We start from the raw sequence: 16018 nt of genomic DNA, 5'->3' as shown, positions 1-16018 counted from the left end.
TCCGTCATCATGGCTGTCTTCGCAAAACATGGAACCGCTTTCGCTTTAATCAACGAGTTTGGTTACTTGAATAATGTTAGGCAGCTGCTCCAACTCTTGCAAAAGCTCGTCGGTCAACGGTTGATCGACTTCGATCGTCATCAGCGCTTCCTTCCCTTTTTCCTTGCGCGATACTTCCATATGGCCGATATTAATGGCATGCTTCGCCAGCGCGCTGGCCACTGCCCCGATCGTCCCGTAACGGTCGTTATGCATGATTAATAGCGCTGGGTGATGGCCCGACAACTTTAACTCGAACCCGTTTAACTCGATGATTTCAATTTTCCCTCCGCCAATGGACACGCCGACAAGCTCAAGCTCCCCTTTTCCGTCGCCAATGCGCACACGCGCCGTGTTCGGGTGATGCGGAATCGCCTCTTCGGCGGAAAACGAGACGTCCATTCCCGCAGCCTGAGCGATCGCCAGAGCGTCCGGGATGCGATCATCAAACGTATCAAATCCAAGCAACCCGGCGACGATGGCCACATCGGTCCCATGCCCCCGGTACGTTTCGGCAAACGAGCCGTAAAACGAGATGCGCGCCCATTCAGGCTGTCTTCCAAACAGCTTGCGCGCGACGAGGCCGATGCGCGCCGCCCCGGCGGTATGCGAGCTTGACGGTCCGACCATCACCGGGCCGATGATGTCAAAGACGCTTTTATATTTCATCGGTGCCTTTCCTCCGTTCGCATAAAAAAATAGAAGGGAATGCTCCCTTCTATTATTTTAACATATTATTCGACGGAAATGATAAACGGATAGAGCGGCTGCCGGCCGTTGTGCACTTCGACTTCCACTCCATCATATTCCGTTTCCAGATAGGCGACAATAGTTTCCACTTCCACTTCGGTCGCATCCTCGCCGTACAAAATGGTGACAATTTCACTTTCCTCGTCAATGAGCGCATCAAGCAGCCGCTTCGTCACGGCCAACTTGTCCTTATCGGCGACGACGATGCGGTCATCGAACAGCCCCATGTAGTCGCCTTTTTCGATTTCGACGCCATCGATTGTTGTATCGCGCACAGAAAACGTCACTTGCCCCGTTTTCACCCGCGAAAGCGCCGCCGTCATCGCCCGCTCGTTTTGCTCGGCTGACTGCGCTGGATTGAACGCCAAGAGCGCCGCCATGCCTTGCGGAACGGTTTTCGATGGGATGACGATCACCTGCCGCTCGGAAAGCTCGGCCGCTTGTTTGGCCGCCATCACGACATTTTTGTTGTTCGGCAGCACGAACACCGTCTCCGCGTTGACGCGGTGAATGGCCTCCGCGATTTCTTCGATGCTTGGGTTCATCGTCTGTCCGCCTTCAATGACCGCGTGCGCGCCGATGCTTTGAAACAATTCGGCCACGCCGGCGCCCATCGCGACGGCAACGATGCCGTACGGCTTCGCTTCTTCCGCGCCGGCTTGCAGCGGCCGTTCCGCCTCTTTGCCGACGATGTTGGCATGCTGTTCGCGCATGTTTTCAATTTTAATGTTGATGAGACTTCCGTAGCGCTGGCCGTAGGTCAACACCTCGCCCGGCGTTTCCGAATGGATGTGCACTTTGACAAGCTCATCGTCGGCGACGACAAGCAAAGAATCGCCAAATCGGCTCAAGTCGCGGCGAAACATTTCTTCGGAAAACGGATGCTGGGCCAGTTTGTCCTTCTCAAACCGAACCATGAATTCCGTACAGTAGCCAAACTCAATTTCGTCGGTATGAATATGGCTTTGCGCGCTTTGATGATGAGCCATCTTTACAAGCTCTTCCATCGGCACTTCGGCGGGAGCGGTGCTGACAGCTTCTCCTTTCAAAGCGGCAAGGAATCCTTCGTACACGTACACAAGCCCTTGGCCGCCGCTGTCGACAACCCCGACTTCCTTTAAGATCGGCAGCAGCTCCGGCGTGCGCTTGAGCGCGGCTTTCGCCTCTGCAAGCGCCGCTTCCATCACCGCTACGACATCGCGATCTTTTTTCGCTGTTTCAATTGCCTTGCGCGCCGCCTCTCTCGCTACGGTGAGCATCGTTCCTTCGACCGGCTTCATCACCGCCTTATAGGCCGTATCGACCCCCGCTTGCAGGGCGGCGGCAAATTCGAAGCCGTCCACTTGCGGTTTGCCTTCCACTGCTTTGGCAAACCCGCGGAACAACTGCGACAAAATAACGCCGGAATTGCCGCGCGCCCCCATCAACAATCCTTTCGCCAGCGCCGCGGCGACGTTGCCGATATGGTCGGAGACATGCGCCTTCACCTCTTTCGCTCCGGACGTCATCGACAAGTTCATGTTTGTTCCTGTATCGCCATCTGGAACCGGAAAGACGTTCAGCGCATCGACCGCCTTGGCGTTGTTCGCCAAATGCGCGGCTCCTTGCTGCACCATATCGGCAAACCGTCTTCCGTCAAGCGTCCTCATTGCCACCGGCTGATTCCCCCTTACTACGGATTCACCACCCGAACCCCTTGGACGTAAATGTTGATGGACTGAACCGCCAATCCAAGCGTCTGATCGAGTGTATATTTCACTTTCGACTGCACATTGTGGGCGACTTCGGAAATTTTCGTCCCGTAACTGACGATGATGTACATGTCGATATGTACTTCGCCGTTTTCCTCGCGGACGATAACTCCTTTGGAAAAGTTCTCACGGCGCAAAATTTCCGACAGCCCGTCGCGAATTTGATTTTTCGACGCCATTCCGACAATGCCGTAGCAATCGACGGCCGCTCCCCCGGCAATCATGGCAATGACCTCATTGGCAATTTCAATGCGCCCATATTTTGTTTGCCATTCAATTGACATGTTCGTTCCCCCTTTGCGTATCTCGCACAGCTACCCCCATTGTACTATAACGTTTTCTGTTTTCAAAGCGCTCGGCCGCCCACTAGTATTATTTAGCCGAAAACTGAAATATATGTCAAGGACATTTTCTTGAAAGAGAAAGAGCGCGTCTATTGCAATCCCTTCCGTTGTATGATAAATTATAATAGTGTTTTTAGAGGGATGTAAAAGCAAGGAGGGAAAAACGATGGCGAAATGCTTCATTACCGGCAAGAAAAAATCGTTCGGCAACACACGTTCGCACGCCATGAACGCCAGCCGCCGCACGTGGAAAGCCAACTTGCAAAAAGTGCGCATTTTAGTCGACGGCAAACCGAAACGCGTTTGGGTTTCGGCGCGCGCCTTGAAATCCGGAAAAGTGAAACGCGTCTAACCGTTCAACAAAAAAAGCACCAAAAATGGTGCTTTTTTCTTACCCTTTTTTAAACGCGTTCAACACCGCCCGCACAATTCCGCCTAAAAATTTCGGCAGCTTGATCGTATAAAACTTCATCCCGATTCCCTCCTCACACCCGTCATATCACGCGCTTCCCGCCATTTCCTTATCCAGTATATTCCGTTGCTGACCAATCGCAACTACGGACAGCCGGCAAAATCGCTGCTCCTTATCATCATTAATATGCCTTCCGAAAACGAAAAAGTACCGGAAGATTGGATAAGTTCATTACTAATACATAGTGTGGAACCGCGGGAAATATGACAGTCGGCCAATGGATATTTAAATCCAATAAGCGTGAGCCCCGCCACCGTTTCAGAAATCGGGATGTAAGACACATAGCGGTATCGATCGTCGCGTGTGATCGTATGCACGCCGGGCAGATGGACGGTCAACACATTTTGCCGGTCGACGATTTCAATCGGCCGGCCGGCGTATTTCAGCAACAGCTCGACATTGCCAAACAGATGGTCAAGCCGTCCGCCGGTGGCGCCAAACAGACGGATGTGGCAGGCGTCCTGTTCCACCGCCCAATCAAGGGCGATCTCCATATCTGTTTTGTCTTTTTCTGCCGGCCATATTTCCAAATCCGGAAGCATTTGCTGAAGCTTGGCCACTTCTTCAGCCGGCACGGAATCGAAATCGCCAAACGCCCGCACCGGCTGGAGGCCGGCTTCAAGCAGCGCCGTTGTGCCGCGGTCGACGCCGACCCAATGCACATCCGCGCCGTCATAGCGGCGCAAGCTAGGGAGAAGCTCACGCGGGCCGCCGCCGACAATATGGATCACCATTCCCCTTCCCCCCTTCGCCTTTTTCAATAAGAAAAAGCCTTGTTTCGCCTTGCCTGGCTTTTCCGGCGCTCACCGCCTACCGTTGCAGCGGCTGCCGGATGCAGGAGCCCGTTCTCTACTTGGCGCACGCTTCTCGCAAAGCGCGAATGGCCGCCGCCCGGTCCGCCTCATTGTAAATGGCCGACCCGGCGACGAGCACATTCGCCCCGGCTTCGGCGCAAAGCGGCGCTGTTTTCGCGTTGACGCCGCCGTCCACTTCGATGTCCAGCGCCTTGTTTTGTTCGCCGGCCAAACGGGCGACTTCGCGAATTTTCGGCACGACGGACGGAATGAACGCCTGCCCGCCAAACCCCGGGTTGACTGTCATCAATAGGACAAGATCGACGTCGGCGATGACATGGCGGATTGTCTCAACCGGCGTATGCGGATTCAACACGACCCCGGCCTTGACACCTTGCTCTTTAATAAAGTGAATCGTCCGGTGCAAATGCACGCACGCCTCGGCGTGGACGGAGATGATGTCCGCCCCGGCTTTGGCGAACGCCGGAATGTATCGGTCAGGGTCGGCGATCATTAAATGAACGTCAAGCGGCAGCTTCGTCACCGGGCGAATGGCGGCAACGACCGGCGGCCCGATCGTGATATTCGGCACGAACCGTCCGTCCATGACATCGACATGAAGCCAATCGGCTCCGCCTTCTTCCACCGAACGGATTTCCTCGGCCAAACGGGCAAAATCAGCTGACAAAATCGATGGCGCAATTCGAATCATCGTTCAATACCTCGGCTTTCGTTCTTTCATTTCCGCAACAAAACTTAAATAATGGTCGTAGCGGTACGGCGGAATGTCCCCAGCCTCAGCCGCCTCGCGGACCGCACATTTCGGTTCGGCCACATGAAGGCAGCCGCGGAACTTGCACCCTTCTCCGTATTCCCGGAATTCCGGAAAATAGCGCGGCAGCTCGTCAAGTTCAATATCGTCGAACTCGAGGGCGCTAAACCCCGGTGTGTCGGCGACGAGCCCGCCGGCCACCTCCAGCAGCTCGACGTGGCGGGTCGTATGTTTGCCGCGCCCTAAATGGGTGGAAATATCGCCGGTTTTCAGCCGCAAATCCGGGCGAAGCGCATTTAACAGCGATGACTTGCCGACGCCGGACTGTCCGGCAACGACCGAGACGCGGCCGCGCAGGTGCGCCGCCAGCTTATCGAGGCCGTCTTTTGTCACGGCCGACGTCTCAATCACCTCATAGCCAATGCGCCGGTAATCACCTGCATAACGGGCGATCGCGTCTTTCGCCTCGCCATCGAGCAAATCCATTTTGCTAATGACGATAATCGGCGCAATTTCCTTCGATTCGATTAAGACGAGAAAGCGGTCCAACAGCTTGGCGCTAAAGTCCGGGCTTACGGCAGAAAAAACTAAAATCGCCTGCTCGACGTTGGCGATCGGCGGCCGCACCAGTTCATTTTGCCGCTCGCGAATGTCCAAAATGTAGCCTTCCGTCTCGCTTGTCGCCGTAAAGACAACGCGGTCGCCGACAAGCGGCGTCACTTTTTGCTTGCGAAACACACCGCGCCCGCGGCACTGAAACACATTCCCTTCCGAGAGCACGTAATAAAATCCGCTCAACGCTTTGATGATTTGCCCTTCTGCCATAGCCTCACTCCTTTTTTCCGCCGTGTTCTGGATATGGAATCGATCCTTCGTCTTTGACAACATTGTTGACAATAACGCGATAATACGCCGTCTCCCCGTATGGAATTTCAAACTCTACGATCTCCGTGACCGGCCCTGTCAGCCGGTACGTTTTATATGGCGTTGTCATGTTATGGTTCGCATCTTGAATGTAAAGCTGGGCTTCCACCACCTGTCCGTTTTCCGCCGGCTCGTATGGGATGACGATTTCTTTGATGACCGTTTTGGATGGTTTCGGCTCCGGGCCGCGGGAAATGACGACCGTAACAGTCTCGCCTTTTTCCACCTGCTCATTGGCTGCCGGAGTTTGCGAGATGACAAGCCCTTTCGGCACTTCATCGGAATACTCGTACTTCACTTCAATGCGCAGCCCTTGGTCTTCGCCGTAGTCGCGCACACTTTTTTCCGTATAGCCGCTCAAGTCTTTGAGCGTTACGGTTTCCGGACCGAGGCTGACCGTGAACATCACTTCCGTTTCGCTCGGCACGACTTCATCGCCGGCGTACGGATATTGATCCAAAATCGTCCCTTCCGGCTTATCGCTATGGCGGCCGTTGCGCGTAATGCGAGTGAACCCTTCCGCGCGCAGCTCCTCCTCGGCGGCCGAAATATCGTCGCCGATAAAGCTTGGAAACTCGATTTTCTTTTTGCCGGCGCTCTTATAGATGACAATGCCGGCCCCTTGCTTCACCGTCATTCCGGCTTCCGGGTCGGTGCGCACGACTTTTCCTTTTTCTATTGCATCATCTTCGACATCGATCGTGTCTTTGATTTCCAAGCCGAGCGCCGACAACTGTTCAACAGCTTCGTCATAGTCTTTATTGACGACATCCGGCACCGTCACTTCCTTTGGAAAGAACACGTCCGGAATCCATGTGAGCGCGCTCACGCCGGCCGCTCCAAGCAATAGGATGACGGCGGCAAGCCAGGCGATCCAGACCCGCTTCCGTTTCGGCTTCGCCTTTGGCTCGTCATCCGCTTTGGCCGGCTCGTTCGCCTTTTCCTCATAGACAAGCGTCTCCGGCTCAAGCGCGGCACTTTCCGGATGTTTTATGATCGGGATGGCCTTCGTCGCTTCATCGCCGTCATCCGGGATCGTGAATTTGGCCTCGTTGCGCCGCCTCGGGTCCAGCGCCGTCCGGATGTCCTCGTTCATGGCGCGCGCCGATTCATAGCGGTAAAACGGGTCTTTCGCCGTCGCTTTTAAAATAATATTTTCGACGCTTTGCGGAATGTCGGGATTCCACGCCTTGGGCGACGGCGTTTCCGCCTGCAAATGCTTCAGCACGATCGAAACGGCCGATTCGCCGGAAAACGGCAGCCGGCCGGTGACAAGCTCAAACATGACGATGCCAAGCGAATAAATGTCCGACTTTTCAGTGGCAATGCCGCCGCGCGCCTGCTCCGGCGACAAATAATGAACCGAACCGAGCACCGAGTTCGTCTGTGTAATCGTCGTTCCGCTCATCGCCACCGCGATGCCGAAGTCGGTCACTTTCACGTTGCCGTGCTCATCAAGCAAAATGTTTTGCGGTTTAATGTCGCGGTGGATAATACCGTTCTCATGGGCATGGGCGATGGCCGACGTCAGTTGGTCCATGATGCAAAGCGCCCGCTCGACCGGAAGCGGGGCATGCTGCTGAATGTACTGTTTCAGCGTCGAACCGCGCACATACTCCATCACGATATAATAAAGGCCTTCTTCCTCGCCGACGTCGTAAATCGACACAATATGCTCATGATTTAAGCTCGTCGCCGCCTGCGCTTCGCGGCGGAACCGTTTAATAAACCGGTCGTCGTTGGCAAAATCAAGGCGGAGCACTTTCACGGCGACATCGCGCTCCAAAATGATGTCGCGGGCCAAATAGACATTCGCCATGCCGCCGCCGCCGATCAGGCTGATGATTTTGTAGCGGTCGTTCAATCGCTTTCCGATAAGCACGCCGATCACCCACCTTCACGTTCCACTGAAAAATCAACGACTGCAAGCGAAATGTTGTCTTCCCCGCCCCGCCCGTTCGCCAATTCGATGAGCGCCTGCGCTTTTTCTTCAAGCGCGCCGGCACCGGTCAAAATTTGCACGATGTCTGCCTCGGGCACTTTGTTTGACAATCCGTCCGAGCATAGCAGGAGCATATCGCCGTCATCGATGGAAACGGTTTTGATATCGACCTTCACGGCCGGTTCGGTGCCAAGCGCCCGCAAAAGCACGTTTTTGCGTGGATGGTGTTCGGCGTCCTCTTTGGAAATTTGCCCGCTTTTGACCAGCTCATTGACAAGAGAATGGTCATCGGTCAACTGTTGAATTCCGTTTTGGTTCAATAAGTAGCAGCGGCTGTCGCCGATATGCGCGATGGTGGCAAACGGCCCAGCGCAAATGGCGCCGACGACCGTCGTTCCCATCCCTTGGCATTCCGGATGGGAGAGGGCGTAGCGAAACAGCCGCTCATTGGCGGCTGCGATCTGCACTTTCAGCCACTGCTCCGCCTCAGCCGGCGAGGAAACGCACGGCGCTTGCTCCCATTGCTCTTGCAAGTGCGCCACCGCCATCGCGCTCGCCACATCGCCGGCGCGGTGACCGCCCATTCCATCGGCGACAACCGCGAAATATTGGCCGCTTTCGTTGACAAATACACCGCCGTTGTCTTCGTTATGCTCGCGAATTTGGCCGATATCAGTTCGGAAAACGGCTCGCATCCGATTCACCTCGTCTCTTCTTTCCGCTCCTTCGCGCGAAGCTGTCCGCAGGCGGCATCGATGTCGTGTCCGTGTTCGCGGCGAATGGTGACGTTGATTCCATGTTTTTTCAGCGCCCGTTCAAAGGCAAAAATTTGGTTGCGCGGCGTGCGCACATAATTTCGCTCCGGCACATAGTTGACCGGAATCAAATTCACATGGCATTTCAGCCCTTTAAGCAGCTCGGCCAGCTGCTCGGCATGCTCAAGTTGGTCATTCACTCCGCCGAACAATCCGTACTCGAACGTCACGCGCCGTCCAGTTTTTTCAATGTAGTATCGGACCGCCTCCATGAGCTTCGGCAGCGGATACGCCTTATTAATCGGCATCAGCTTCGTCCGCAGCTCGTTCGTCGGTGCATGCAGCGAAATGGCGAAATTGATTTGCATGCCTTCGTCAGCAAATTGATAGATTTTCGGAATAATCCCGCTCGTTGACACGGTGATATGGCGGGCGCCGATGTTCAACCCTTTCGGATGGTTGACGATGCGCAAAAATTTGATGAGCGCATCGTAATTGTCAAACGGCTCGCCAATGCCCATCACGACGATGCTGCTGACGCGCTCATTGGTCTCATCGAGCGCCTTTTGCACGTGTACAACTTGAGCGACGATTTCGCCCGCTTCCAAATGACGCTTCAGCCCACCGAGCGTCGAGGCGCAAAACGTGCAGCCGATGCGGCAGCCGACTTGGGTCGTCACGCACACCGAATTGCCGTAGTTATGGCGCATGAGCACGGTCTCGATCGAATAGCCGTCATGGAGCTCAAACAAAAACTTGATCGTCCCATCTTTGGACGTTTGCTTGACAATCGTTTTGAGCGTCGTGATCGAAAACGACGCCGCGAGCTGTTCGCGCAGCCGTTTCGGCAAGTTCGTCATCTCGGCAAAATCGGTGACGCGCTTTTCATACAGCCATTCGTAAATTTGTGTGGCGCGAAACGGCTTTTCGCCTTGAGCAGCAAGCCATTCTTTCCACTCGTCAAGCGTGAGCGAATAAACAGACGGCAACGATGGCGGCTGCCCGCCGCTGGAGGCCCGGCGGACAGCGGTCTGGACGATTTCCACTCCATTTACACCTTCTTTCGTAGTAATGCGATAAAAAACCCGTCGGAATCAAAATAATGCGGCAACAGCTGCAGCATTCCGCTTCGCACGCGCGGCCGCACCGGCTCTGGCATCCGCTCGGCGAGACGGTCGTCAAGGGCAAAATCCGGATGGTCGGCCAAAAAACGGGCGATCGCGTCTTCATTCTCTTCGCGCTCGATGGTGCACGTGCTGTAAACAAGCACGCCCCCTTTTTTCAACAGCGGCGCGGCCGCCCGCAAAATGGCTTGCTGCACCGCAACGAGCGCGGCGACGTCGTCTTTCCCTTTCGTGTATTTGATCTCCGGCTTGCGGCGAATGACGCCGAATCCGGTGCACGGCGCATCGACCAAAATGCGGTCAAACGACTCAGGGGCAAACCGCTCGCCGAGCCGGCGGCTGTCAAGGGCGAGGGTGGTGATGCAGCGAAACCCAAGCCTTTGCGCCTGCTGCTCAATGAGCTTCACTTTATGCTCATGAACATCGACGGCGACCACTTCACCGCGGCCGCCCATCCGCTCGGCGATATGGGTCGTCTTCCCCCCGGGCGCCGCGCAGCAGTCAAGCACCCGCTCGCCGGGAGCCGGATCAAGCGCCCGGGCGACAAGCATCGAGCTTTCATCTTGAATCGTCAGCAAACCAGCGCGAAACGCTTGCGTATGCGCCAAATTTCCTTTTTCCGCGCGGACGGCCTCCGGCGCGAGATGGCCGGGAGCAGCTGCCATGCCTTCAGCACGCAGCCGGTCAAGCGCTTCCTCCACCGTCGCCCGCAGCCGGTTGACGCGAGCTGTTGACTGCGGCGGGCGCAAATTCGTTTCGCACATGCGCGCCGTTTCCTCAAAACCGTATTGGCCGATCCAACGCCGGACAAGCCATTCCGGATGGCTGGTGGCGACGGCGAGCCGTTTTCCGGAGTCGTGAATCGCCTCAAGCGAAGGCAAACCCTCACGGCCGATCGTGCGCAAAACGCCGTTGACAAGCGAGGCGATGCCGCGATGGCCGCGCCGCTTGGCGATCTCGACCGCTTCAAAAATGGCGGCGTGATCCGGGACGCGGTCCAAATACACCATTTGGTACAGCGTCAACCGGAGCAGCATGCGCACCCACGGCTCCAGCCGGCGCGCCTTTCGCAAAAACGGCGCTAAATAGTAGTCAAGCGTATCACGCCGCTGCACCGTGCCGTAGACGATCTCCGTCAGCAACGCCGCATCGCGCCCGTCAAGCCGGCCTTTGCGAATCGCTTCATTGAGCTCCAGATGGCTGTAGGCTCCTTGTTGTTCAATTGCCAACAATGTCTCTAACGCAAGTTCACGTACGTTCATGATCCTCTCCTAGCTTCATGCCGACCGAAAGACGGCTGCCGGCGCCGCGCAAAAACTCGCCGGCGGCCATCCGCTTTTTGCCGGCCGGCTGCAATTCGGTGATGCGAATGGCTGTCTCATTGCCGGTGGCCACGACAATGCCGTTTTCCTCGAGCGCCACAATCGTGCCCGGCGGCGCCGCTTCTGGTGTCGGCACTTTTTCTCCCCACCAAACTTTCCAAACGTTCCCGCTGTGTGTCGTATACGCAACCGGCCACGGATGGAAGGCGCGAATATGGTTGTAAATGGCTTCGCCAGGCTGCGTCCAGTCGATCCGCTCCTGCTCGCGGCGAATGTTCGGCGCATACGTCGCTTTCTCCTCATCTTGCGGAACGGGCGTAACGTTTCCTTCCAATAAAAGTGGAAGCGTTTCTGATAATAGTTTAGCCCCGGCGGCGCTCAATTTATCATGGAGCGTGCCGACCGTATCCGTTTCAGCAATCGGCACCTCGACTTGCGCCAACATATCGCCGGCATCCAGCTTCTCGACCATATACATGATCGTGACGCCCGTTTTCGTTTTTCCTTGCCAGATGGCATAATGGATCGGCGCCCCGCCGCGCAGCTCGGGCAGAAGCGAGGCATGGACATTGATGCAGCCGTATTTCGGCGCTTCCAGCAGCGCTTTCGGCAAAATTTGCCCGAACGCCGCCGTCACAATCAAATCAGGCGCAAACGCCAACACTTGTTCGTATTGCTCCGGCTCGCGAATTTTTGTCGGCTGCAGCACCGGGATGCCGTGGCGCTCCGCTTCCACTTTCACCGGGGGTGGCACGAGCTGGCGCTTCCGCCCTTTTGGCTTATCCGGCTGGGTGACAACCGCCGAAACATGATAGCCGTCGTCAAGAAGCTGCCGCAAAATCGGCACGGCAAAATCAGGAGTCCCCATAAACACAATGTTCGTCATCGGCATCTATCCTTCCAATTCCTCAAGATCACAGTAACGGATCACTTTTGATGTAAACAGCACACCGTGCAAATGGTCGATTTCATGCTGCAACGCGCGCGCCAAAAAACCGGCGGCCGAAAGCGTAAACGAACGGCCGCGCCGGTTTTGCGCCCGCACGTTCACAAATTTCGCGCGCGGCACTTCGCCAAACAGGCCGGGAAAGCTCAAACAGCCTTCCACATCGACCTCTTCGCCGCGCGCCTCGAGGATAACTGGGTTGATGAGCTCAATCCGGCCGTGTTCATCGCCGACGTCAATGACGGCGATCTGCTTGGCGATGCCGACTTGCGGGGCGGCCAAGCCGACCCCGTCAGCGGCAAGCATCGTATCGTACATGTCGTCAAGCAGCCGGGCAAGCTCGCGGTCAAACGTTGTCACCGGGGCGCACGGCTGCTCCAAAATCGGGGCGGGATATGTGACAATCGGCAATATTGGCAACGTCATTTCCTCCATTTTCACATCATCATATACGGGTTCGTATCGACGGTGATGGCCGCTCCGCCATGGGCGGCATCGGCTTGGTAGCGGTCGATGACCGCTTTGAGCGCCGCCGTTACATTCGGTTCCCGTTTGTATTTTATCATGCACTGGTAACGATATCTATCGTGAAGGCGGGCGATCGGCGAGGCGACCGGACCGAGAACGACCGCCTCGTTTGACAGCTGTTTGCGCATGTAGGCGGCGATTTTTTCCGCCGTCTTGGCGGCAGCCGGCGCTTCCTGGTGGGCGACCGTGATGAGCGTCAAGTAGTAGTACGGCGGATAACCGTGCGCTTTGCGCAGCATCATCTCCCGCCGATAAAAGGCGCGATAGTCATGGCGGGCGGCAAGCTCGATGCTGTAATGGTCGGGCGTGTACGTCTGAATGACGACTTCACCCGGCAGCTCATGCCGTCCGGCGCGCCCGCTCACTTGTGTCAGCAGCTGAAACGTTTTTTCCGCGGCGCGGAAATCGGGCAAATGCAGCATCGTGTCAGCCGCCAGCACGCCGACGAGCGTGACGTTTGGAAAATCGAGCCCTTTGGCAATCATTTGCGTGCCGAGCAAAATATCGGCTTCCTTGGCGGCAAAACGGGAAAGCAGCTCTTCGTGCGCCCCTTTGCGGCCGGTCGTGTCGACATCCATGCGGATGACGCGCGCTTTCGGCAGCAACCTCGTCAGTTCTTCTTCCACTTTTTGCGTGCCAGTGCCAAAAAAGCGGATGTGTTCGCTTCCGCACGACGGACAGCGGGGGGCAAGCGGCTCTTCATGCCCGCAATAATGGCATTTCATCCGCTCGCCGGCGCGATGGTACGTAAGCGAGATGTCGCAATGCGGACAACGGATGACGTAGCCGCAGCCGCGGCACATGACAAACGTTGAATAGCCGCGCCGGTTTAAAAACAGCACCGCCTGCTCGCCGCGTTCGAGCCGAGCACGCAACCCGTCAAGCAGCCGGCGTGAAAACATGGAGCGGTTGCCGCTGCGCAGTTCCTCGCGCATATCGACGACATGGACCGACGGCAAACCTTGGCGGCTGACGCGCTCCGGCAGCTCAAGCAGCTCGTACACCCCTTTGGCGGCGCGGGCGAACGTCTCAAGCGAGGGGGTGGCGCTGCCAAGCACGACCGGGCAGCTGTGGCGGCGTGCGCGGTAAATGGCGACATCGCGCGCGTGGTAGCGCGGCATTTCTTCTTGCTTATAGCTCGTCTCATGTTCTTCGTCGATGATGATCATCCCTAAGTTTTCAAACGGGGCAAACACGGCTGAGCGCGCACCGACGACAAGCTGCACTTCTTTCCGGTGAATTTTCCGCCATTCGTCGTATTTTTCCCCGATGGACAGCCCGCTGTGGAGCACTGCCACCTTCGGACCGAACCGCCCCTTAAACCGCTCGACCATTTGCGGCGTCAGTGAAATTTCCGGGACAAGGACGATCGCCTCTTTCCCTTGGCGCAGCACTTCGTCGATCGCCTGCATGTACACTTCCGTCTTCCCGCTCCCGGTGACGCCGTAAAGCAAAAACGTGCGGTGCTCTCCGGCGCGCACCGAAGCGGCGATTTTCGCCAACGCCGCTTCTTGTGCCGGAGTGAGCGCCGGCGGCTCGCTCGGCTGAAACGTGCGATGTTCGTACGGGTCGCGGTACACCTCGACATCGTTCAGCACCACCAATCCTTTGTCGACGAGCGCTTTCAGCGGCGCTGAGGAAACGCCAAGCGCCGCTTGCAGCTCGGCAACCGGCACCGCTTCCCCTTTTTCAAGCAAAAACGAAAGCACGTCCTTTTGCCTTGAAGGCAGCGCCGCCAGCGCGTCGTTTGCCTGTTTGTCCGGAACGGCCAAACGCGCATGCTTCACCGTTTTCTTGCCTGCTTTTTCTTTCACTTCGTAAACGGCTTCAAGCACACCTTGTTGCACCGCTTTTTGCGCCGCCCGCCATAAGCTGGCGGCTTCAATGTCTTTCCAAGCCACTTCCATTTGATGGACAAACAGCGGCTTTAGGTCGTCCGGCAATGCTTCCCGATTTCGTTCATCCGTCAAGCGGAGCGTTTTTTCATATTTCGCCCGCATCGCCGCCGGCAGCATCGCCTGGTACGCCGAGATGGCGAAACAGAGCGTCGTTTCCGTTAAATAGCGGCCAAGATCCAGCAGCTCTTCGTTTAACACCGGCACGACATCAAGCACATGCTCAATCGGTTTCAGCTGCTTGATGTCGGAATGGTCTTTCACCTCGACGACAAACCCTTGCAAGCGCCGCGCCCCAAACGGCACCGTCACCCGCATGCCCGGCTGGATGACGCCTTGCCAGCGCTCCGGGATCGCATAATCGAACGGGCGGTCCGTCTGCCGGGACGGAACATCGACAATCACGGAGGCGACTTTCATCGAATCCCCTCGATATAGGCATGTATTTCTTTTAAAATTTCCTCGGCCGCCTCGCGTTTTGTCATGAGCGGCAGCGGCCGAACGACGCCGTCGCGGCGGAAGATGGTGACGATGTTCGTATCGCCGGCAAACCCTGCGCCTTCTTCGGTGACATTGTTGGCGACGACCATATCGAGCCGCTTTTCTTCCAGTTTTTTTAACGCATACTGCTCAAGGTTGTCCGTCTCAGCGGCAAATCCAACCAAAATCTGCCCCGTTTTCCGCTCGCCAAGCGCCTTCAAAATATCGACCGTCCGCTCCATCTCGACGACATAACCGCCCGGTTGCTTTTTAATTTTGGAAGCTGCGACATATTTCGGCCGATAATCGGCGACCGCCGCCGCTTTGATCACGATGTCCGTTTCCGCAAAGCGAGACAAAACCGCTTCATACATTTCTTCCGCCGATTCAACCGCCACCGTCTCGACGCCATCGGGCGATGGGAGCGCCGTCGGTCCGGAGACGAGCGTCACCGAAGCGCCGAAGCGGGCCGCCGCTTCGGCGATGGCGTAGCCCATTTTTCCGCTCGAATAGTTAGAGAAATAGCGGACTGGGTCGAGCTTCTCCCGCGTCGGCCCGGCGGTGACAAGAATGCGCTTCCCGCGAAACAGCGGCGGATCGCCGGCAAAAAACCGCTCGATATGGGCAATGATGTTCTCCGGTTCCTCGAGACGCCCTTTGCCGATGTAGCCGCACGCCAAGTAGCCTTCCGACGGTTCGATGAACCGGTAGCCGAACTCACAGAGCCGCTCCATGTTCGCCCGAACGGCCGGATGCTCGTACATATGAACGTTCATCGCCGGAGCGATCCAGACGGGCGCTTTCGTCGCCAAAATCGTCGTCGTCACCATATTATCGGCGATGCCGGCGGCCAGCTTCGCCATCGTATTGGCCGTCGCCGGTGCAACGAGGACGAGATCCGCCCAGTCCGCCAAATCGATATGGGCGATGACGGCCGGGTTGTTTTCGGCAAATGTATCGACATACACTTCCTGGCGCGACAATGCTTGAAACGTGAGCGGTGTAATGAACTGGCACGCCCCTTCTGTCATGATCACTTTTACTTCAGCGCCGCGCTGGACGAGCTGGCTGGTGAGCACCGCCGCCTTGTACGCCGCCACCCCCCCGGTCACACAAAGCAAAATATGTTTTCCCTTGATCATGTTGGCCACCCCCCGACATTGAAAAAAATAACAACCTA

The 16018-nt window shown here is 56.6% G+C and carries 16 protein-coding genes; 1 reads left to right on the top strand and 15 read right to left on the bottom strand.

The window, feature by feature from the left end; all coding sequences use genetic code 11:
• Positions 1-45: 45 nt before the first annotated feature.
• The 3 genes from sdaAB to ETC02_RS00785 form a co-directional block, all read right to left on the bottom strand.
• Positions 46-708, bottom strand: coding sequence for an L-serine ammonia-lyase, iron-sulfur-dependent subunit beta (gene sdaAB, locus ETC02_RS00795; protein WP_050368491.1), 663 nt, complete (start codon positions 706-708; stop codon positions 46-48).
• Between the two features lie 65 nt (positions 709-773).
• A complete protein-coding gene (locus ETC02_RS00790; RefSeq protein ID WP_050368490.1) occupies positions 774-2444 on the bottom strand; it encodes a DAK2 domain-containing protein in 1671 nt (556 codons plus the stop codon).
• Positions 2445-2461: 17 nt separating this feature from the next.
• Positions 2462-2824 (bottom strand): Asp23/Gls24 family envelope stress response protein, encoded by a 363-nt coding sequence (locus tag ETC02_RS00785; RefSeq protein ID WP_033011178.1) that lies wholly within the window; start codon positions 2822-2824, stop codon positions 2462-2464.
• A gap of 226 nt (positions 2825-3050) precedes the next feature.
• Here ETC02_RS00785 and rpmB point away from each other — a divergent pair, with 226 nt between their 5' ends.
• Positions 3051-3236: a 50S ribosomal protein L28 gene (gene rpmB / locus ETC02_RS00780; RefSeq protein ID WP_033011180.1), complete on the top strand. Its 186-nt coding sequence runs from the start codon at positions 3051-3053 to the stop codon at positions 3234-3236.
• Between the two features lie 39 nt (positions 3237-3275).
• Here the strand turns inward: rpmB and spoVM are convergent, their stop codons facing one another.
• From spoVM to coaBC, 12 genes are all read right to left on the bottom strand, one after another.
• On the bottom strand, positions 3276-3356 hold the full coding sequence (gene spoVM / locus ETC02_RS00775; protein ID WP_033011182.1) for a stage V sporulation protein SpoVM: 81 nt from the start codon (positions 3354-3356) through the stop codon (positions 3276-3278).
• A gap of 83 nt (positions 3357-3439) precedes the next feature.
• Positions 3440-4090 carry a thiamine diphosphokinase gene (locus ETC02_RS00770; RefSeq protein ID WP_033011184.1) on the bottom strand — a complete coding sequence of 217 codons (651 nt, stop codon included), beginning with the start codon at positions 4088-4090 and terminating at the stop codon, positions 3440-3442.
• 115 nt (positions 4091-4205) lie between these two features.
• The gene (gene rpe / locus ETC02_RS00765; RefSeq protein ID WP_033011186.1) at positions 4206-4862 is read right to left on the bottom strand and encodes a ribulose-phosphate 3-epimerase; all 657 of its coding nucleotides are present in this window, start codon (positions 4860-4862) and stop codon (positions 4206-4208) included.
• Positions 4863-4865: 3 nt separating this feature from the next.
• A complete protein-coding gene (rsgA, locus tag ETC02_RS00760; protein WP_033011188.1) occupies positions 4866-5747 on the bottom strand; it encodes a ribosome small subunit-dependent GTPase A in 882 nt (293 codons plus the stop codon).
• Positions 5748-5751: 4 nt separating this feature from the next.
• Entirely contained in the window at positions 5752-7728 is a 1977-nt protein-coding gene (gene pknB / locus ETC02_RS00755; protein ID WP_063211244.1) for a Stk1 family PASTA domain-containing Ser/Thr kinase, read from the bottom strand.
• Positions 7729-7733: 5 nt separating this feature from the next.
• Complete coding sequence (locus tag ETC02_RS00750) at positions 7734-8483, bottom strand: Stp1/IreP family PP2C-type Ser/Thr phosphatase (RefSeq protein ID WP_033011190.1); 750 nt, start codon at positions 8481-8483, stop codon at positions 7734-7736.
• 5 nt (positions 8484-8488) lie between these two features.
• Positions 8489-9589 carry a dual-specificity RNA methyltransferase RlmN gene (gene rlmN, locus ETC02_RS00745; protein WP_033011194.1) on the bottom strand — a complete coding sequence of 367 codons (1101 nt, stop codon included), beginning with the start codon at positions 9587-9589 and terminating at the stop codon, positions 8489-8491.
• Positions 9590-9594: 5 nt separating this feature from the next.
• Positions 9595-10929, bottom strand: a complete 1335-nt coding sequence (gene rsmB / locus ETC02_RS00740) for a 16S rRNA (cytosine(967)-C(5))-methyltransferase RsmB (protein WP_050368489.1) — start codon at positions 10927-10929, stop codon at positions 9595-9597.
• The gene (gene fmt, locus ETC02_RS00735) at positions 10916-11875 is read right to left on the bottom strand and encodes a methionyl-tRNA formyltransferase (protein ID WP_044741250.1); all 960 of its coding nucleotides are present in this window, start codon (positions 11873-11875) and stop codon (positions 10916-10918) included. Before fmt ends, rsmB begins: the two co-directional genes overlap by 14 nt.
• Before the next feature lie 6 nt (positions 11876-11881).
• Positions 11882-12355 (bottom strand): peptide deformylase, encoded by a 474-nt coding sequence (gene def, locus ETC02_RS00730; protein ID WP_033016092.1) that lies wholly within the window; start codon positions 12353-12355, stop codon positions 11882-11884.
• Positions 12356-12372: 17 nt separating this feature from the next.
• The gene (gene priA / locus ETC02_RS00725) at positions 12373-14778 is read right to left on the bottom strand and encodes a primosomal protein N' (RefSeq protein ID WP_033011200.1); all 2406 of its coding nucleotides are present in this window, start codon (positions 14776-14778) and stop codon (positions 12373-12375) included.
• Complete coding sequence (coaBC, locus tag ETC02_RS00720) at positions 14775-15980, bottom strand: bifunctional phosphopantothenoylcysteine decarboxylase/phosphopantothenate--cysteine ligase CoaBC (protein ID WP_033016073.1); 1206 nt, start codon at positions 15978-15980, stop codon at positions 14775-14777. Before coaBC ends, priA begins: the two co-directional genes overlap by 4 nt.
• Positions 15981-16018 lie beyond the last annotated feature (38 nt).

Origin of the sequence: Geobacillus sp. DSP4a, from assembly GCF_013096875.1 — a bacterium.
Taxonomy (GTDB): Bacteria; Bacillota; Bacilli; order Bacillales; family Anoxybacillaceae; genus Geobacillus; species Geobacillus thermophilus.
This window is presented reverse-complemented; position numbering and strand designations above follow the sequence as displayed.